The sequence below is a fragment of the Microbacterium gilvum genome, assembly GCF_039543865.1.
Classification (GTDB): Bacteria; Actinomycetota; Actinomycetes; order Actinomycetales; family Microbacteriaceae; genus Microbacterium; species Microbacterium gilvum.
Genome location: NZ_BAABKO010000002.1, coordinates 647,257 through 663,713, shown reverse-complemented (window position 1 = coordinate 663,713; position 16,457 = coordinate 647,257). Strand labels below are relative to the sequence as shown.

Annotated in this window: 19 protein-coding genes; 4 read left to right on the top strand and 15 right to left on the bottom strand. The window is 71.3% G+C overall.

The features are described 5' to 3' along the window. Nucleotides 1–137: 137 nt before the first annotated feature. Nucleotides 138–1,031, top strand: coding sequence for a J domain-containing protein (locus ABD998_RS08965; protein WP_345438189.1), 894 nt, complete (start codon nucleotides 138–140; stop codon nucleotides 1,029–1,031). Nucleotides 1,032–1,272: 241 nt separating this feature from the next. Here the strand turns inward: ABD998_RS08965 and dnaB are convergent, their stop codons facing one another. From dnaB to phnD, 11 genes are all read right to left on the bottom strand, one after another. After that, nucleotides 1,273–2,655 (bottom strand): replicative DNA helicase, encoded by a 1,383-nt coding sequence (gene dnaB, locus ABD998_RS08960; RefSeq protein ID WP_345438187.1) that lies wholly within the window; start codon nucleotides 2,653–2,655, stop codon nucleotides 1,273–1,275. Nucleotides 2,656–3,080: 425 nt separating this feature from the next. Next, nucleotides 3,081–3,536, bottom strand: a complete 456-nt coding sequence (rplI, locus tag ABD998_RS08955; RefSeq protein WP_345438185.1) for a 50S ribosomal protein L9 — start codon at nucleotides 3,534–3,536, stop codon at nucleotides 3,081–3,083. Nucleotides 3,537–3,545: 9 nt separating this feature from the next. Continuing rightward, complete coding sequence (rpsR, locus tag ABD998_RS08950) at nucleotides 3,546–3,800, bottom strand: 30S ribosomal protein S18 (RefSeq protein WP_029146075.1); 255 nt, start codon at nucleotides 3,798–3,800, stop codon at nucleotides 3,546–3,548. Between the two features lie 27 nt (nucleotides 3,801–3,827). Next, a complete protein-coding gene (locus ABD998_RS08945; protein ID WP_345438182.1) occupies nucleotides 3,828–4,370 on the bottom strand; it encodes a single-stranded DNA-binding protein in 543 nt (180 codons plus the stop codon). A gap of 5 nt (nucleotides 4,371–4,375) precedes the next feature. Continuing rightward, nucleotides 4,376–4,738 (bottom strand): 30S ribosomal protein S6, encoded by a 363-nt coding sequence (rpsF, locus tag ABD998_RS08940; protein WP_345438180.1) that lies wholly within the window; start codon nucleotides 4,736–4,738, stop codon nucleotides 4,376–4,378. Between the two features lie 164 nt (nucleotides 4,739–4,902). Next, nucleotides 4,903–5,628, bottom strand: a complete 726-nt coding sequence (locus ABD998_RS08935) for a tyrosine-protein phosphatase (RefSeq protein ID WP_345438178.1) — start codon at nucleotides 5,626–5,628, stop codon at nucleotides 4,903–4,905. Beyond that, a complete protein-coding gene (locus ABD998_RS08930; RefSeq protein WP_345438176.1) occupies nucleotides 5,625–6,293 on the bottom strand; it encodes a TetR/AcrR family transcriptional regulator in 669 nt (222 codons plus the stop codon). The genes ABD998_RS08935 and ABD998_RS08930 overlap by 4 nt, the downstream gene beginning before the upstream one ends. Next, nucleotides 6,290–7,048, bottom strand: a complete 759-nt coding sequence (locus ABD998_RS08925; RefSeq protein WP_345438174.1) for a tyrosine-protein phosphatase — start codon at nucleotides 7,046–7,048, stop codon at nucleotides 6,290–6,292. The genes ABD998_RS08930 and ABD998_RS08925 overlap by 4 nt, the downstream gene beginning before the upstream one ends. Further along, complete coding sequence (phnE, locus tag ABD998_RS08920) at nucleotides 7,045–7,911, bottom strand: phosphonate ABC transporter, permease protein PhnE (RefSeq protein ID WP_345438172.1); 867 nt, start codon at nucleotides 7,909–7,911, stop codon at nucleotides 7,045–7,047. The genes ABD998_RS08925 and phnE overlap by 4 nt, the downstream gene beginning before the upstream one ends. After that, the gene (locus ABD998_RS08915; protein ID WP_345438170.1) at nucleotides 7,892–8,722 is read right to left on the bottom strand and encodes a phosphonate ABC transporter ATP-binding protein; all 831 of its coding nucleotides are present in this window, start codon (nucleotides 8,720–8,722) and stop codon (nucleotides 7,892–7,894) included. The genes phnE and ABD998_RS08915 overlap by 20 nt, the downstream gene beginning before the upstream one ends. Continuing rightward, on the bottom strand, nucleotides 8,722–9,636 hold the full coding sequence (phnD, locus tag ABD998_RS08910; RefSeq protein ID WP_345438168.1) for a phosphate/phosphite/phosphonate ABC transporter substrate-binding protein: 915 nt from the start codon (nucleotides 9,634–9,636) through the stop codon (nucleotides 8,722–8,724). The genes ABD998_RS08915 and phnD overlap by 1 nt, the downstream gene beginning before the upstream one ends. 166 nt (nucleotides 9,637–9,802) lie before the next feature. Between phnD and ABD998_RS08905 the strand changes: the two genes are divergently transcribed. The 3 genes from ABD998_RS08905 (at nucleotide 9,803) to ABD998_RS08895 (ending at nucleotide 12,294) form a co-directional block, all read left to right on the top strand. Next, entirely contained in the window at nucleotides 9,803–10,528 is a 726-nt protein-coding gene (locus ABD998_RS08905; protein ID WP_345438166.1) for a hypothetical protein, read from the top strand. Between the two features lie 9 nt (nucleotides 10,529–10,537). After that, nucleotides 10,538–11,656, top strand: a complete 1,119-nt coding sequence (locus ABD998_RS08900; protein WP_345438164.1) for a hypothetical protein — start codon at nucleotides 10,538–10,540, stop codon at nucleotides 11,654–11,656. 218 nt (nucleotides 11,657–11,874) lie between these two features. Then, nucleotides 11,875–12,294: an Hsp20/alpha crystallin family protein gene (locus tag ABD998_RS08895; RefSeq protein ID WP_345438161.1), complete on the top strand. Its 420-nt coding sequence runs from the start codon at nucleotides 11,875–11,877 to the stop codon at nucleotides 12,292–12,294. Between the two features lie 39 nt (nucleotides 12,295–12,333). Here the strand turns inward: ABD998_RS08895 and ABD998_RS08890 are convergent, their stop codons facing one another. The 4 genes from ABD998_RS08890 to ABD998_RS08875 form a co-directional block, all read right to left on the bottom strand. After that, nucleotides 12,334–12,723 carry a DUF779 domain-containing protein gene (locus ABD998_RS08890; protein ID WP_345438159.1) on the bottom strand — a complete coding sequence of 130 codons (390 nt, stop codon included), beginning with the start codon at nucleotides 12,721–12,723 and terminating at the stop codon, nucleotides 12,334–12,336. Next, nucleotides 12,723–14,270 (bottom strand): acetaldehyde dehydrogenase ExaC, encoded by a 1,548-nt coding sequence (exaC, locus tag ABD998_RS08885; RefSeq protein WP_345438157.1) that lies wholly within the window; start codon nucleotides 14,268–14,270, stop codon nucleotides 12,723–12,725. Before exaC ends, ABD998_RS08890 begins: the two co-directional genes overlap by 1 nt. Before the next feature lie 95 nt (nucleotides 14,271–14,365). After that, the gene (locus tag ABD998_RS08880; protein WP_345438155.1) at nucleotides 14,366–15,670 is read right to left on the bottom strand and encodes a GAF domain-containing protein; all 1,305 of its coding nucleotides are present in this window, start codon (nucleotides 15,668–15,670) and stop codon (nucleotides 14,366–14,368) included. 49 nt (nucleotides 15,671–15,719) lie between these two features. Then, nucleotides 15,720–16,424, bottom strand: a complete 705-nt coding sequence (locus tag ABD998_RS08875; protein ID WP_345438153.1) for a GNAT family N-acetyltransferase — start codon at nucleotides 16,422–16,424, stop codon at nucleotides 15,720–15,722. Between the last annotated feature and the right edge of the window lie 33 nt (nucleotides 16,425–16,457).

Genomic DNA, 16,457 nt, shown 5'->3' with positions numbered 1-16,457 from the left:
GCCTACATCCGCACTGGCGAAGCGCGCGCCACCCTACATCCGCACTGGCGAACCCGCGCCCCGCACAACCCCGCGCCGCTCCCGCACGGAGAACCCGACGGCGGCTTCGGCCGATCGGCGGGATAGCCTGGGCGACGATGTTCACCAGCCCGCTCTCGGCGTCGCCCTACGAGGTGCTCGGCGTCGCCTCATCCGTCGACGACGACGAGCTGCGGCGCGCATACCGGCTGCAGCTGCGGCGCACGCATCCCGACACGGGAGGCGACGCGGCCGCGTTCATCCAGGTGCAGCGCGCGTGGGAGCTCGTCGGCACAGCCGAGCTGCGCGCCGCGTTCGACCGCGGGGATGCGGAGCGCGAGACGCTCCGGTGGGATGGCCGGGGCCCGTCAGGATGGCGCGACACGCGCCCGCGGGCGCGCTCGCGCGGCACAGCGGGAGCCTGGCGCCGCAGTCGCTACCTCGAGCTGGTCCGGGAGTGGGCCGGAGAGAACGTCGACGACCCCTATGCGACCGCTTTCGTGCGCCAGGCGCCGTGGGAGCTGCGGCGGATGCTCGCGGACGCGCTCGCCGAGGAGGACACGGCCCGCACGATCGACGACCTCGGCATGGGGTTCACGGTGTGGCACGACGTCGCGACGGGGCCTGACGCCGACGACAAGCTCGACCACGTCGTCCTGAGCCCGACGGGGCTGTATGGCCTGACGAGCGAGGACTTCGGGCGGCCGGTGGGATTCCGCGGCGGAGAGGTGATCGGCGAGGCGACGCCCGTGGCCGATCTGCTCGCCCGCATCCGCTCCGTGTCGAAGGCCGCGCGCGTGCGCTTCGGCGGGGCGATCTTCGTCCTGCCCGACGACGACCTCGGCGAGCCGATCACGGCGCTCGGTGCGGTCAAGGGGCTGCCCGTGGCGGCCGTCCGCCGAAGCGCGCTGCGGGCCGTGCTGCGCGCGGGCATCCCCGGCGCCGGCATCGTGGGCGGCCATGTGCTGTTCGACGTGCGCACGCGGCTGAACGCGGCCATCCGCTTCGTGTGAGGCCTCCCCGGGGACGGCCGCTGTGAAGGCCTCGAGCACGTGGCTTTCGGAGCAGCACCCGATGCTCGACGACGAGGAGCACACAGGCTGAGACGGCGGGGCCGGCGCCCCAGCGCCTGGCCCCGCCTGATGGGGCTCCCCCAGAGAGCTCCCGAAGATGAGAGCCTCGGAGAGGCCGATCCGTCACGCTCTCCCAGGATGCTGCCAGGGATGTCCCGGCTGCCGCGCGGACGGCGCCGCCTCAGTCGCCCCCGCCGAACTCGCTCACGGGCGCCATGTCGGCGAAGCGCGAGTAGTGGCCCTGGAAGGCGACCTCGATGTTCGCGGTCGGGCCGTTTCGGTGCTTCGCGACGATGATCTCGGCGCCGCCGGGGTTGTCGTTCTTGTCGTACACCGACGGGCGGTGCAGCAGCATGACCATGTCGGCGTCCTGCTCGATCGACCCCGACTCGCGCAGGTCGCTCACCTGGGGCCGCTTGTCCTGGCGCTGCTCGGGGCCTCGGTTCAGCTGCGACAGCGCGATGACCGGCACCTGGATCTCCTTCGCGAGCAGCTTGAGCGCGCGCGAGAACTCCGACACCTCCTGCTGACGCGACTCGACCTTCTTGCCGCTCGTCATGAGCTGCAGGTAGTCGATGATGACCATCTTCAGCCCGGCGCGCTGCTTGAGCCGCCGGCACTTCGCGCGGATCTCCACGAGCGTCATGTTCGGGCTGTCGTCGATGTACAGCGGGGCGTCGTTGATGCGCCCCCGGGTCGCGGCGACCGTCGTCCAGTCGCGCGAGTCGAGCGACCCCTTGCGCATCGACTGCAGCGGGATGGCCCCTTCCGCGCTGAGCAGGCGCATCGCGATCTCGCTGCGCCCCATCTCGAGCGAGAAGAAGATCGTGGGCATGTTCGCCTTGATCGCCGCGGCACGCGCGAAGTCGAGCGCGAGCGTCGACTTTCCCATCGCGGGTCGCGCCGCGATGATGATCATCTGCCCGCCGTGCAGGCCGTTCGTGAGCGTGTCGAGCTCGGTGAACCCCGTCGGGATGCCCGTCATCTGCCCGTCGCGGCCGCGCGCGAGCTCGATCTCCTCGACGGCCGCGTCCACCGCGACCGTGAGCGGCACGTAGTCCTCGGTCTGCTCGGTGCCTGTGACGTTGTAGATCTCCGCCTGGGCGGCGTTGACGAGCTCGACGGCCTCACCCTCGCCCTTGTAGCCCATCTGCGCGATCTTCGTTCCGGCGTCGACGAGGCGCCGCAGCAGGGCGCGCTCCGACACGATGCTCGCGTAGTAGCCGGCGTTCGCCGCCGTCGGCACGATCGAGGTCAGCGTGTGGAGGTAGTCGGCGCCGCCCGCGCGCTGAAGGTCGCCCGTCTTGATGAGCTCGTCGGTGACGGCGACGACGTCGGTCGGCTCGCCGTGCGAGTAGAGCGACAGGATGGCCTCGAAGATGACCTCGTGCTTGGGCACGTAGAAGTCGGCTCCGCGCAGCGCCTCGATGACGTCGGCGACGGCGTCCTTCGACAGCAGCATGCCGCCGAGCGTCGACTGCTCCGCGATGAGGTCGTGCGGCGGCGTGCGCTCGTGGTCGCGCGGACCTCCTGCTCGGCTCTCCCCGATTTCAGCGATCGACAACGCGCTCTCCTCTTCTCATCCCCGGCGACCGATCGGCCCATCCCAGCACCGACCTCGGACACCGCCCCCGAACACCGTAGGCGGGGCCATCCCCTGCTTCAAAAACGCCTGTGGACAACTCTGTGGACAGCCTGCGCAAAACGCCGTGGATGATGTGGAATCACCCTGTGGAGAGAAAAGACTCGCCCGGGATTCGCATGCCCTGCATCACCTACTGATCAGGCTTTTCTTCAACTCACACCCTGTGGATGGATGTGTGATTAAAGGATCGCTTGAAGGTTTGTGGTAGCTGCCTCAGGCTGTGGACGGCGTCAAGACCCTTAGCCCGATATGACGCCGGATGGCGCTGCCCGGAGAGCGTTCCCCAGGCACGACGAAGCGGCGCGGAACCGAGGTTCCGCGCCGCTTCGGAAGTCCCTGGGGACTTACTTCTTGAGCGCGACGACCTGCAGCGAGATGACCGCGGTCACCTCGTCGTGCAGACGCACGAGCGCCTCGTGGTCGCCCACGACCTTGATGGCCGAGGGGATCGAGACCTTGCGCTTGTCCAGCTCGCCGAGACCGGCCTCCGACACCGCGGCGGCGACGTCGGCCGGCTTGACCGAGCCGAAGAGACGGCCCTCGGCGCCGGCCTTGACGGCCAGACGCACACGGGCGTTCTCGATGGTGTTCTTCAGGGCGACCGCGTCGTCGTGCGACGCGATGGCGCGAGCCTCGCGGGCCGCGCGGATGGCCGCGACCTGCTTCTCGCCGCCGCGGCTCCACGCCACAGCGAAGCCCTGGGGGATGAGGTAGTTACGGGCGTAGCCGTCCTTGACCTCGACCACGTCTCCGGCGCTGCCCAGGCCGTCGACCTCGTTCGTGAGAATCAGCTTCGACATGGGTGCTCCTTAGCGGCCTGCGCCGGCGTAGGGCAGGAGAGCCATCTCGCGCGCGTTCTTGATCGCGCGCGCGATGAGGCGCTGCTCCTGCACCGAGACACCGGTGATGCGGCGGGCGCGGATCTTGCCGCGCTCCGAGATGAACTTGCGAAGGGTCGCGACGTCCTTGTAGTCAATGACGCCGACCCGGATCGACTTCGCGGGAGCGGCGTTCTTCGCGCCCTTCCGCGGCTTGCGGCGGTCGCCGCTCGACTTTCCAGCCATTTCAGGTCCTTTGAGATGAGTTCTGAATCAGAACGGGGTGTCGTCCGAGAACGACCCCGGGGTGCTCCATGCGTCGGCGCCGGACTGGCCGGGTGTCGCCCAGGGCTCCTCCGACGCGGCCTGCTGCTGCGGGCGCTGCCCGTAGCCGCCCGCGTTGCCGCCGCCGACGGCGTTGCCGCCGCCGTAGCTCCCCTGGCCGCCGCCACCGGCGGCGCGGGTCACCTGCGCGGTCGCGTAGCGCAGCGAGGGGCCGATCTCGTCGACCTCGAGCTCGATGGAGGTGCGGCGTTCGCCCTCCTTCGTCTCGTAGGAGCGCTGACGCAGACGGCCCTGCGCGATGACGCGCATGCCCTTCGTCAGCGATCCGGCGACGTGCTCGGCGAACTCGCGCCACACGCTGGCACGGAGGAACAGGGCTTCGCCATCCTTCCATTCGCCCGACGCGCGATCGAAGTTGCGCGGCGTCGAGGCGATCGTGAAGTTCGCCACCGGCAGGCCGTTCTGCGTGTAGCGCAGCTCGGGATCGGCCGTGAGGTTCCCCACGACGGTGATGATGGTCTCGCCTGCCATGGTGCTTAGGCCTTCGCCGCCGTCTTGCGCGCAGCCTTCTCCTCGGCGCGCTTCGCCTCGGCGGCCACCAGTGCGATGGCCTCCTCGGCACGCAGCACCTTGGTGCGCATGATCAGCTCGCTGAGCTTGAGCTGGCGGTCGAGCTCGACCGTCGCCTCGCTCGTGGCGGTGAAGTTGACGACGGCGTAGATGCCCTCGTTCTTCTTCTGGATCTCGTATGCCAGACGGCGCTTGCCCCAGATGTCGACGTTGTCGATCGAGCCACCACTCTGCGTGATGACCGTCAGGAACTTGTCGAGGTGCGTGGGGACCTGGCGCTCGTCGACCTCAGGCTGAATGATGACCATGAGTTCGTACTGGTGCGTCACTTACCCACCTCCTTCGGACTCGAACGGATGCCGGGCATTTCCCGGCATCAGGAGGGTGTGTTGCATGTCGTGCGCTCGTCCACGGACTCAGCCGCGGCCGCACAACCTTCATATCGTACCCGATCCGAGAGGCCGAGCCCAACCCGGCCGATCCGCCCGCGGGGTCAGGCCCGCAGACGCTCCCGCAGCGCGTCGACGGTCGCGGGCGCGCCGCCCGCCGCCGCGAACCAGGCCGCCGCGCCGCCGCGCCTCTCGAGCTCGTCGAGGAACCCCTCCATCGCCGTCGCGGGCGCCGTGAGGATCTCCTCGGGGATGTCGATCGAGAGCTGCGCGCCCGCCGTGCGGGCGGCGACCGTGCGCCGCGAGCGCGCGTGGACGCCCGGCATGTTCGCAGCCGTCCGCACGTAGTCGGCGACGATCGCGTCGCGGTCGACGCCGACGAGGGCGAGGGCGATCGCGACCGTGACGCCCGTGCGGTCCTTGCCTGCCGTGCAGTGCACGAGCACGGGGCCGGGGGCCCCGGCGATCTCCTCGATCGCGCGCACGAGCAGCGCGCCCGCCTCGCCCTCGAGCATCGAGGCGTACATGCCGCCGAGCCCCGCGCGCACGAATGCCGCCAGCTCGTCCTCCGAGAAGTCGAGCCGGGCGCGGCCGCCCATGAGCGGCAGATCGACGACACGGCTCTCGCCGAGGAACGGGTGCGCCTCGCTCTTCTCGGCATCGTCGCGCAGATCGAGCACGACAGCGGGCGGCCACGGCACGCCGTCGGGCACGGCGTCGCCCGAATGCGGGGCGTCGCTGCGCAGCAGCGCGCCCTCGCGCAGGACGGGGCTCGCCGAGCCGGCGTCGCGCAGGTTCGCGAGCTCCCGCGGGGTCTCCGTGATGCTCATTCGTCCTCCATGGGGTGTGCGTGCGACGGATCGACGGCCATCCCCCGCCAGGCGACCAGGAGTGCCTGACGGCAGCGGTCGACGACACCGGGATCGTCGAAGGATACGCCGCGGACGACGTACTGGTAGTAGAAGACGCCGTTCATGAGGTCGATGCACGCGTCGATGTCGATGTCGTCGCGCAGCTCGCCGCGGCGGATGCCCTCGGCGAGCACGTCGGAGATCGCCCCGCGGCGGCGCGCGACGTGCGAGCGCCAGTACGCCCGGGCGAGCTTGCGGTCGGTCATGGCGAGCCGGATGCGCAGGCGGAAGCGCTCGTCGCTGTAGCCCGCGCCCGCCGCGCCGGGCAGCGTGTAGCCGTCGAGCAGGGAGGCGAGCAGGTCGTCGCCGACCGGCACGGTCGGCACCTCGCGCCCCACGTCGAGGGCGGCTGCGAGCAGGTCGGTCATGCTCGGCCAACGGCGATAGAGCGCGGCACGGCTCACGCCGCTCAGCTCGACGACGCGGCCGACCGTGACCTCCTCTCCGCGGTCGAGCAGCGCGACCGCCGCGTCGAGGATGCGCTCATCGTGCCCCTCGGCGCGCGGACGACCGGGGCCGCGCCGCGCAGGCGCGACCCCGTCGGGGCGGACGGCCGCCTCGGCCGAGGGGGCCGTCGCCGTCATGCGGCGAGCGCGCGCTCACGCAGGCGTGCGATGAGCGCGTCGTCGAGGCCTGCTGCGCGCAGCGGCGCGAGGGGGTCGCCGTGGCGCTCCGCGAGGCCGGCGAGGAGCCCGCGCATGGGCGCGGGCGAGAACTCCGTCCGCACCGCGGCACGCGCCGCGGCGTCGAGATCGAACCCGTACCGCTCCATGAGCGGCTGCATGACGGGCGCGATGCGCTGCATGATGGCGGCCGAGTTGTCTCCCGTGCGGGCGTAGTCGGCGACGATGTCGTCGTGGTCGGCGCCGAGCGCGAGCAGCAGCGACGCGGCCAGCACGCCGGTGCGGTCCTGCCCCGCCGCGCAGTGGAACGCGACGGCGCCGGGGGCGTGCGCGATGATCGCGAGCGCCGTGACGATCTGCGCGGCCGCCGTCTCGGCCATCCGCACGTACATCGACGCGAACGACGACTGGTCGACGGGGAGGTCGTCTCCGGCGTCGCCGATGGACGCCATCAGGGGCACGTGGTGGTACGTCACGCCGGCGTGCGCGGCGAGCGGTCCGCGGCCCGTGATCGCGACCTCGTCGGCCGAGCGCAGGTCGATCACGGCGCGCAGTCCGTCGGCGACGAGCACGTCGGCGACGTCCTCTGTGACGAGGGCGAGGTCGTCGGCGCGGATCGCGAAGCCTTCGCGCACGGCACCGCCCGCGACGGGGATGCCGCCGAGGTCGCGGAGGTTGACGGGGGCGGAGAGCGGGAGGGCGTCGACGAGGGTCATGTGATCCTCCTTCGGATGATGGCGCTCGCCTGGTCGATGACCGTGACGAGCACGATGATGCAGATGACGATCGCGGACAGGTGCCCGTAGTCGTACATCTTCATGGCGGTGGTGAGCTCGAGGCCGATGCCGCCCGCGCCGACCATGCCGAGGATGGTCGCGCCGCGGACGTTGCCCTCGAAGAGAAGCAGCGTGTACGAGACGAGGAGGGGCGCCGACTGCGGCAGGATGCCGTATTGCACGACCTGGCGCGGTGAGGCGCCCACGGCCTGCATGGCGGTGACGGGTCCCCGGTCGACCGACTCCATGGCCTCCGCGAAGACCTTGCCGATCGAGCCGATCGAGCCGACCGTCATGGCGAGGATGCCCGCGAAGGGTCCGAGGCCGACGGCCGAGACGAACATGAGCGCGAAGACGAGGTCGGGCAGCGACCGGATGACGTTCATGATCCAGCGCGTCGGGTAGTACAGCCACCGCGGGGCGATGTTGGAGGCGGCGCCGAACGCGACGACGAGCGACAGCACGGCGCCGAGCACCGACCCGACGATCGCCATCTGCAGCGTCTCGACGAGGAGGGCGACGATCGTGCCGAACTTGTCCCAGGTGGGAGGGAAGAGCCGCCCGAGGAATTCGCCCATGTTGACGGCGCCCTCGCCGAGCTTCGCGAAATCGAACCCGGCGCCGACGAACGACCACACGAGCAGCACGGCCGCCACGGGCAGGCCGAGCAGGAAGCGGGCGCGCGGCACCGAGAAGGCGCGTTCGAGGCGCTCGCGCTCGCGCGGGTCGAGCTGCGGGGCGCGGGGCGCCTTCGCGCGCTCGGCACCGCGCCGGATGGCGCGCTCAGGCGATGTCGTCGACATCGTCGTCCTCCTCGTCATGGGCGTACACGGGCTCGAGCGCGGTCGCGTCGAGCTGGGCGGTGGGGGCCGAGACCACGAGCTCGCCGTGGCGCAGTCCCACGATGCGGTCGGAGTGCTCGAGGGCGAGGGGCATGACGTGCAGGCTCACGAGCACGGGGATGCCGTCGTCGCGGGCGATGTCGTGCAGCAGCGTCAGCACCTGGTGCGACATGCGCGGGTCGAGGGATGCCACGGGCTCGTCGGCGAGGATGAGCTTCGGGCTCTGCATGAGGGCGCGCGCGATCGCGACGCGCTGCTGCTGCCCGCCCGAGAGCGACCGGGCCGGCTCTGCCGCCTTGTGGGCGATGCCGACGCGGTCGAGCAGCTCGAGGGCGCGCCGGCGCTGCGCGGACCGGAATCCGCCGACGAGGTTGAGCGCGCCGGCATCGTGGAGCCCGCCCGTGAGCACGTTCGTCAGCACGCTGAGGCGGCCGACGAGGTTGAACTGCTGGAAGACCTGACCGACCGACGCGCGCACGTCGCGGAGCTGGCCGCGACGCAGGTTCGCGAGGTCGTACCCGCCCACGCGCACCGCGCCGTCCGCGATGGGGGCGAAGCCCGTGAGGCTCTTCATGAGCGTCGACTTGCCCGAGCCCGACGACCCGAGCAGGGCCACCATCTCTCCGGGGAAGAGGTCGAGGTCGACGCCGTCGAGCACGAGCGGCCCCTCTCCGTACGCGACCTTCAGGCCGCGCACGGAGACGAGGGGGAGCCGCTGACGCAGCTCCGCCGTCGTGGGAGCGGACGCGTCCGCCTGCTGCGTGGTCGTCATCAGCCGAGATCCGAGATGTCGACGTCGGCGATCGCGGCGATGTCGACGAACGGCTGGAAGATGTCGGCGGCCGGCTCGAGGACCGGATCGGTGCCCTGCATCGCCTCGAACATCGCGCCCAGCGCCTCGGCGTTCTCCTCCGTGAACACCGCGGGCAGCGCCTCCAGCAGCAGCTCGCGCTTGTCGTCGGCGATCTGCTGATCGGCGAGCACCGACACGGCGACGGGCATCGAGTCGCTCTCTCCGATCGAGCGCGTCTCGCCCTCCGCGAAGGGGAACATGTCGGTGCCGACCATCGTCGGGAAGATCGTCGACGTGCAGGCGACGTCGACCTGACCCTCCTTGAGCGCGATGAAGCTCATGTCGTGGCCGCCCGAGAACATCGACGTGTAGTCGACGTCCTTCTCGAGGCCCGCGCCGTCGAGCATCGAGACGGGCATGAAGTACCCGGAGCTCGATGCGGGGTCGGCGAACGCGACGACCGTGTCGGGCGTGATGTCCTCGAGCGACTGGAGCGGCGACCCGTCGAGCACGAGGCAGGTCGAGACCGGCTCGTCGTTGCCGGGCCAGGCGACGAGCGCATCGACCTCGCCCGTGTTGACGGCGAGCGCCGACGGGAACCCGCTCATGAAGCCGATGTCGACGTGGTGGTTTCGGATGGCCTCGACGACGGCCGTGTAGTCGGGCACGTCGACGATCTCGACGGCACGGCCGGTCTCCTCCTCGACGAGCGAGGCGAACGCCTCGATCGGGTTCTCGGCGGTCGGATCGTCGCCGAGCGGCGTGGTGGCGAAGGTGATGGGGGCGTCGGGGTCGGACGCCGCGGATGCGTCGGCGGAGGCGGCGGAGCAGCCGGCGAGGGCGACGCCGCCGAGGGCGACGAGGGCGAGGGCGGGGAGGACGCGGGCGCGCATGACGGGCGGGTTCCTTTCGGGAGGAGATATCGCGACGGGCGATATCGGAAAGGCAACCGCCTCCGGGTGACGCGCAATTGCGAGACCGCCGTACTCGGAAGGGAACCCGACGTGAACATCCGGTGTCGCGGGGCGTCCGCCGCTAGCGTGGGGGGGAGGGGGAGATATGGACGGGACACCGCAGCGCCCAGGAGGCGCCATCCGCCGCATCGTCGTGATTGTGGTCATCGGCGCCTTCGCGCTCGCGGCCGCCGGCGGCATCTTCGTGCTGCTCGGCGGCGATCCGGGCGGAACCGGATGGCGCGTGCTCGCGACGACGGCGCTCGTGGGCGCGTTCAGCGTCGGAGTGCTCTGCAACGCGGCCCTCATCGGCCGCCCCGCACAGGCGTTCGGATACGGGGGCGCCGTCGTCACGGTGGTCGCGGCCGCGCTGACGATCGGGATGGTCTGGGCCGACGGGGCGCCGTGGGACGCGTTCTGGCGCCTGCTGTGGACGCTCGTCATCGCGTCGGCGGCGAGCGCGCTCGCCGCGCTGCTCCTCGCGATCGACGCCGGCGGGCGCCAGGCGATCCGGATCGGGAGGGCGGCCACGCTCGCCGCCCTTGGCGTCGGAGTCGTTCTCGAGCTCGTCGCGATCTGGGTCGACGCCGCATACGACGACGACGCCATGCCTCGCATCCGGGGGGTCGTGTGGATCCTCGTCGCCCTCGGCTCCGTGACGATGATCGTGCTGTCGCTTCTCGTCCGCGGGCGCCCGGTCGCGTCTCCTGCGACGCTCTCGCCCGCCGCAGCCGACGCGATCGAGCGGGCGGCCGCCGACGCGGGGCTGACGCCCGACGCGTTCGTCGCGCGCCTCCTCGACGGGGGCGCAGCCCGCGACGGCGTCTTGTAGCGTCAAGGAGTGCCCTCGTTCGACGCCCGCGCCCTCACGGAGCCCGTCGACCGCGCAGCGGTGAAGCGGTTCGCGCAGGAGATCGACACGCGCTATCCGCGTTCGACGGGCGCGACGGTCGCCTTCGTCGCCGCGATCGCCTTCGCCGTGGTCATCGGCATCATGATCGTCGTCATCGGCGGCGGCGCCGTGCTGCTGGCCGTCGCGACGGGTTTGTCGGCGGGGGACGGCGGACCAGGGCTCGTCGGCTTCCTCCCGCTGCTCTTCTTCGGAGGCGTCGCCGCGGTCGTCGTCGTGGGCGTCGTCGTCTCGTCTCGCCGCATGAAGGAACGGCGCTGGCGGCTCGACCGGTTCGCCCGCGCGAACGGGATGGCCTACATCCCGACGCACGCCGATCCCCCGCTGCCCGGAATGGTCTTCGGGATCGGCGGCAGCCGTCGTTCCGACGACATCGTGCGGGGCACGACGCCTCGGTTCGTCGAGTTCGGCAACTACCAGTACACGACCGGCTCCGGCAAGAACAGGAGCACCCACCGCTGGGGGTACGTGGCCATCCGCCTGGACGCGCCGCTGCCGCACATCGTGCTCGACGCGCTCGGCAACAACACCGTGTTCGGGTCGAACCTGCCCGTCGGGTTCCGCACCGACCAGCGGCTCTCGCTCGAGGGCGACTTCGACGAGCACTTCGCCCTCTACTGCCCGGAGGGGTACGAGGCCGACGCGCTGTACCTCTTCACGCCCGACGTCATGGCGCGCTTCCTCGACAACGTCGGCCGGCTCGACGTCGAGATCGTCGACGACTGGATGTTCCTGTACACGCGGCGGCAGGTGTCGACGCTCGATCCGGCGACCTGGCAGTGGATGTTCTCGGTCGTGGGCGCGCTCATCGGCAAGCTCGACCAGTGGGGCAGATGGCGCGACGAGCGCCTGGCCGCATCCCCCGCCGGCTGGGCGCCGGGCTCGCCCGCCGCCGGGCCGCTGCCGTTCTCGGTGCCCGCCGCGACGGCGCCTCCGCGCGGCGTCGCGAGCGAGGGCCGTCGCCTGCGTCGCCGCTTCTCGTGGCTCGGCCTGGTCTTCCTCGTCCTCGCCGTCGTCGGATGGTTCCTGCCGCTCCTGACGGGCGATTGACCGGGGCACCGCGGCGGCCATCCCCCGTCCGCCGCGGCGCATCCTCCCGAACCCCTCGAGGATAACGGCGCGAGCCTGGGCATCCCACGGGGAGCACTGCCCGCATGGCAGGGGCTCGGCACCTCTTGGCACTCTCCGCTGTCGAGTGCTAATCTCTCCTTGAGTCGATGAGGCTCAAGTTCTGTAGGTGAACAACGCCACACAGAAGGAGGACGATCATGGCGATGTTCTTCGATCCGTTCCGCGAGCTGGACCGGGTGGCCCAGCAGATGCTCGACCGTCAGGGTCCGCGGCTCATGCCGATGGACCTCTACCGCGACGGCGACCACTACGTCCTGAACGCCGATCTGCCGGGCATCGACCCCGGCAGCGTCGACATCGACGTGGACGGCCAGGTGCTCACGATCCGCGCCGAGCGCACCGTCCGCGGCGACGAGGGCGTCTCCTGGATCACGCACGAGCGCGCGTCCGGCTCGTTCCTGCGGCAGCTCAACCTCGGTCAGGGGATCGACACCGAGGCGATCTCCGCCCGTTACGAGAACGGGGTGCTCAGTGTGATCATCCCCATCAGCGAGAAGGCCAAGCCGCGCAAGGTGGCCGTGACGCACGGCAGCGACGCGCCGGCTCTGACGTCCTGAGCGCGCCGGCGGGGGTCGGCGGCCACGCCGACCCCCGCCTCACCGGGCCGTGAGCCCGAAGCGCACCGCCTCCTCCCGGGTGAGCAGACGCGAGCGGATGAGGAAGCGCATGCCCGTGGGCGCCTCGACGCTGAACCCTCCCCCACGGCCCGGCACGACGTCGATGGTGAGGTGCGTGTGCTTCCAGTACTCGAACTGGGCCGCCGACATGTACACCTCGATCGCGTCGTCGAGGCCCGCGTCCACAGCGCCCAGCAGGACGTCACCCGGCCCCGTGAGGAACATCCCCACGGGATAGCACATGGGCGACGACCCGTCGCAGCACCCTCCCGACTGGTGGAACATGAGCGGGCCGTGCTGCGCCGTGAGCGTGCGCAGGAGCGCGGCGGCGTCATCCGTCACCGCGACCCTGCTGAGCTCCGTCGACATCAGAAGAACCCCATGGGCCCTTCGGCGTACGAGACGAGGAGGTTCTTCGTCTGCTGGTAGTGGTCGAGCATGCGCAGGTGGTTCTCGCGCCCGATGCCCGACTGCTTGTAGCCGCCGAACGCGGCGTGCGCCGGGTACTGGTGATAGGTGTTCGTCCACACCCGGCCGGCCTCGATGGCGCGGCCCGCCCGGTAGCAGAGGTCGGCGCTACGGCTCCACACGCCGGCGCCGAGGCCGTACAGCGTGTCGTTGGCCGTGGCGATGGCGTCGTCGTACGTCGCGAACGACGTCACGGAGACGACGGGGCCGAAGATCTCCTCCTGGAAGATGCGCATGCTGTTGTCGCCTTCGAACACCGTCGGGGCGACGTAGTAGCCCTCGCTCAGATCGCCGCCGAGGTCCACGCGCTCGCCGCCCGTGAGCACGGTCGCGCCCTCGTCCCTGCCGATCCGGATGTAGGACAGGATCTTCTCGAGCTGGTCGTTCGACGCCTGCGCTCCGATCGTCGTCTCGGGGTCGAGCGGGTTGCCCTGACGGATGCGGCCCACGCGGTCGAGCCCGTCGGCGAGGAAGGAGTCGTAGATCGACCGCTGGATGAGCGCACGCGACGGACACGTGCACACCTCGCCCTGATTGAGGGCGAACATCGCGAAGCCCTCCTTCGCCTTCTCATAGAAAGGGTCCTGCGCGGCGGCGACGTCCTCGAAGAAGATGTTCGGGCTCTTGCCTCCGAGTTCGAGCGTGACGGGGATGAGGTTCTGCGACGCGTACTGCATGATGAGACGCCCCGTCGTCGTCTCGCCCGTGAACGCGACCTTGCGGATGCGCGGGTGCGACGCGAGCGGCGCACCCGCCTCGATGCCGAAGCCGTTCACGATGTTGACGACTCCGGCCGGGAGCAGGTCGCCGATGAGGTCGAACAGCAGCAGGATCGACGCCGGCGTCTGCTCGGCCGGCTTCAGCACGACGCAGTTGCCCGCCGCGAGAGCGGGGGCGAGCTTCCACACCGCCATGAGGATGGGGAAGTTCCACGGGATGATCTGGCCGACGACGCCGAGCGGCTCGTGGAAGTGGTAGGCCACGGTGTTCTCGTCGAGCTGGCTGATGCCGCCCTCCTGCGCGCGCAGGACGCCGGCGAAGTAGCGGAAGTGGTCGACGGCGAGGGGGATGTCGGCGGCGAGCGTCTCGCGCACCGGCTTGCCGTTCTCCCACGTCTCGGCGACGGCGATCATCTCGAGGTTCTGCTCGATGCGGTCGGCTATGCGGTTCAGGATGACGCTGCGCTCGGCGGGGCTCGTGTGCCGCCAGGAGGCGAACGCCTTCCAGGCTGCCTCGACGGCGCGGTCGATGTCCTCTGCGGTGCCGCGGCCCACCTCCGTGAAGGGCTTGCCGGTCACGGGGGTGATGTCCTCGAAGTAGCCGCCCTTCACGGGCTCGACGAATTCGCCGCCGATGTAGTGCCCGTATCGCGGGCGGTAGGTCGCGACCGACCCCTTCTGGCCCGGTGCGGCGTAGACGCTCGACACGCCCTCTTCCACGATGGTCATTGCTGTCTCCTTCGACTGCGCGACGTAGGCGGGGCGGGGCGCCCCGCGCGGTGTGCCGTCACGCTACGTCGCGGCAGGTTGCATCGGGTTGCGCGCTACGCGAGGCGATCGAGGCGCGCGACGACGCCCGCCCGACGCGGCGACCGGCGCGGGAGCATCCGCAGCACCTGCCGCAGCGCCTCGACGTCGTCGGCCCCTGTGTCGGTGTCGACGTAGGCGAGCAGAACGTCGACTCCGGCCTCGGCGAGCAGGGCCTCGCGCAGCGAGGTGCGGATGGTCTCGCGCAGCTCCGCGACGCCGGGCGCCGTCGAGTCGGGCAGCGCGTCGCCGCGGTAGGCGGCGAGCGCGACGCGATGCGCTCCCCGGTCGAGGAGCGACTGCACCTGCTGCACGTCGGTCTCGACCGCGGCCATCCGGTACGGGCGGGAGTCGGGGACGAGTGCGGGCGCCGACCTCTCGAGCAGGCGCCTCAACCGCACCATCTCCGGGCGGAGCGTGCCGACCGCCGCGGCGTCGCCGTAGACGAGCTCGGCGAGGCGGTCGGCGGCGAGCCCCTGACGGTGGGTCGCGAGCATGAGGACGATCTCGGCGTGGCGCATGCCGAGCTCGACGACTCGCTCGCCGCCGTCGCCCGCGAGCGCGAGCAGCGCGCGATCGCGCCCGAGCACGGAGAGGATGGCGCGGGTCGCCGGCGGCACGGGCCTGCGGCTCCGGTGCGCGGGCTCCTGGCGGGAGCGCAGCCGTGCGACGAGGAGCTCGCCCTCGACGGCCCGCGCCGTCGCGTCGACGAGCAGCTGCGCCTGCGGGCTGGCCGCCTCGTCGCCTCCCGTGACGTCGATGACGCCGAGCAGCCGTCCCGACTCGGGATCGCGCACGGGCGCCGCCGTGCACGACCACGGCTGGACGAGCCGGTTGAAATGCTCGGCGCCGTGCACCTGCACCGATCGCCCGAGGGCGAGGGCCGTTCCGGGAGCCGCCGTGCCGACGCGGTCCTCGGCCCAGTTCGCCCCCTCGGCGAAGCCCATGTCGCCCGCCCGCGAGCGGAGGGCCCGGTCGCCCTCGACCCACATGAGGCGGCCGGCGGCATCCCCCACCGCGACGAGCACGCCGGAGTCGTCGCCTCCGCCGGGCAGCAGCAGACCGCGGATCAACTCGAGGGCTCCCGCGAGCGGATGGCCGCGACGGTAGGCGTCGAGCGCGTCGCCGCGCAGATCGAGGGCGGGCAGCGCCTCCGCGCGCACGCGGCTGCCGACCGAGCGACGCCACGACTCCCGCACGAGCGGACGGACCTGCGCGAGCCGCGGGTCTGCGGCGTTGCCCGCGAGGAGCTCGTCGTGTGCGCGCTCGACGAGCAGGCGCGAGACCCGGGCGCTCTCGCTGCGGAGCCACGGAGACGACATGGCGCTCCTTCCTCGTCGAGGGAGCGGATGGTGTCATCCTAGGCCGCGGTCAGGGCGTGCGCACCCCGAAGAACGCCGTCTCCTTGCGGACGAGGAACCCGAGCTTCTCGTAGGCGCGGATGGCATTGACGTTGCCCGCGGACGCGTGCATGAGCGCGCGGTCTCCGCGCTCGCGGATGTGGAAGGCGACGTCGAGGACGAGACGCGAGGCGAGCCCCTGCCGGCGGTACGCCTCGTCGGTCGAGACGGCGCTGATCTCGGTCCACCCTGCGGGGTGCAGGCGCTCGCCGGCCATCGCGACGAGGCGCCCGTCGCGGACGACGCCGACGTAGCGGCCGAGCTCGTGCGTGCGCGGCAGGAACGGACCCGGCTGGTTGCGCGACACGATCGCGAGCATCGCCTCGACGTCGTCGGCGCCGAGCTCGACGGCCTCGTCGAACGGCTCGGGCGCGAGGCGGTCGGTCTCGACGAGCTGCACGCCCGCGCCGCGACGCACCTCGACCCATCCGTCGGGCAGCGCGGGGTCTGCGTTCGAGATCGGGACCTCGGCGCCGTGGCCGAACACCTCGATGACGGCGTCCCACACGTCGGGGTCGTCCCATGAGCGCACGCCGGTGAAGGGCGAGACGTCGTCGGGGTACCGCTTGACGAGGTCGTTCCCGATCGCGAAGCGCGCATGAGCGCCCGTGAGCGACGACCACGCCGGGTTGTCGAGGACGGGGTCGGTCGTGGTGCCGGGGATGGCCGTGGTCATGGGCGCCTTCCGTCTCGGGTTCTGCAGGACCTC

Bases quoted from the DNA above. Each gene is read 5' to 3' on its own strand.
- ABD998_RS08925 (WP_345438174.1), bottom strand. From the start codon at position 7,048: ATGACCCTCGTCGACGCCCTCCCGCTCTCCGCCCCCGTCAACCTCCGC.
- ABD998_RS08965 (WP_345438189.1), top strand. From the start codon at position 138: ATGTTCACCAGCCCGCTCTCGGCGTCGCCCTACGAGGTGCTCGGCGTC.
- exaC (WP_345438157.1), bottom strand. From the start codon at position 14,270: ATGACCATCGTGGAAGAGGGCGTGTCGAGCGTCTACGCCGCACCGGGC.
- ABD998_RS08880 (WP_345438155.1), bottom strand. From the start codon at position 15,670: ATGTCGTCTCCGTGGCTCCGCAGCGAGAGCGCCCGGGTCTCGCGCCTG.
- rplI (WP_345438185.1), bottom strand. From the start codon at position 3,536: ATGTCGAAGCTGATTCTCACGAACGAGGTCGACGGCCTGGGCAGCGCC.
- ABD998_RS08890 (WP_345438159.1), bottom strand. From the start codon at position 12,723: ATGTCGACGGAGCTCAGCAGGGTCGCGGTGACGGATGACGCCGCCGCG.
- ABD998_RS08915 (WP_345438170.1), bottom strand. From the start codon at position 8,722: ATGACGACCACGCAGCAGGCGGACGCGTCCGCTCCCACGACGGCGGAG.
- ABD998_RS08945 (WP_345438182.1), bottom strand. From the start codon at position 4,370: ATGGCAGGCGAGACCATCATCACCGTCGTGGGGAACCTCACGGCCGAT.
- phnD (WP_345438168.1), bottom strand. From the start codon at position 9,636: ATGCGCGCCCGCGTCCTCCCCGCCCTCGCCCTCGTCGCCCTCGGCGGC.
- ABD998_RS08875 (WP_345438153.1), bottom strand. From the start codon at position 16,424: ATGACCACGGCCATCCCCGGCACCACGACCGACCCCGTCCTCGACAAC.
- ABD998_RS08935 (WP_345438178.1), bottom strand. From the start codon at position 5,628: ATGAGCATCACGGAGACCCCGCGGGAGCTCGCGAACCTGCGCGACGCC.
- ABD998_RS08905 (WP_345438166.1), top strand. From the start codon at position 9,803: ATGGACGGGACACCGCAGCGCCCAGGAGGCGCCATCCGCCGCATCGTC.
- ABD998_RS08930 (WP_345438176.1), bottom strand. From the start codon at position 6,293: ATGACGGCGACGGCCCCCTCGGCCGAGGCGGCCGTCCGCCCCGACGGG.
- phnE (WP_345438172.1), bottom strand. From the start codon at position 7,911: ATGTCGACGACATCGCCTGAGCGCGCCATCCGGCGCGGTGCCGAGCGC.
- rpsR (WP_029146075.1), bottom strand. From the start codon at position 3,800: ATGGCTGGAAAGTCGAGCGGCGACCGCCGCAAGCCGCGGAAGGGCGCG.
- ABD998_RS08895 (WP_345438161.1), top strand. From the start codon at position 11,875: ATGGCGATGTTCTTCGATCCGTTCCGCGAGCTGGACCGGGTGGCCCAG.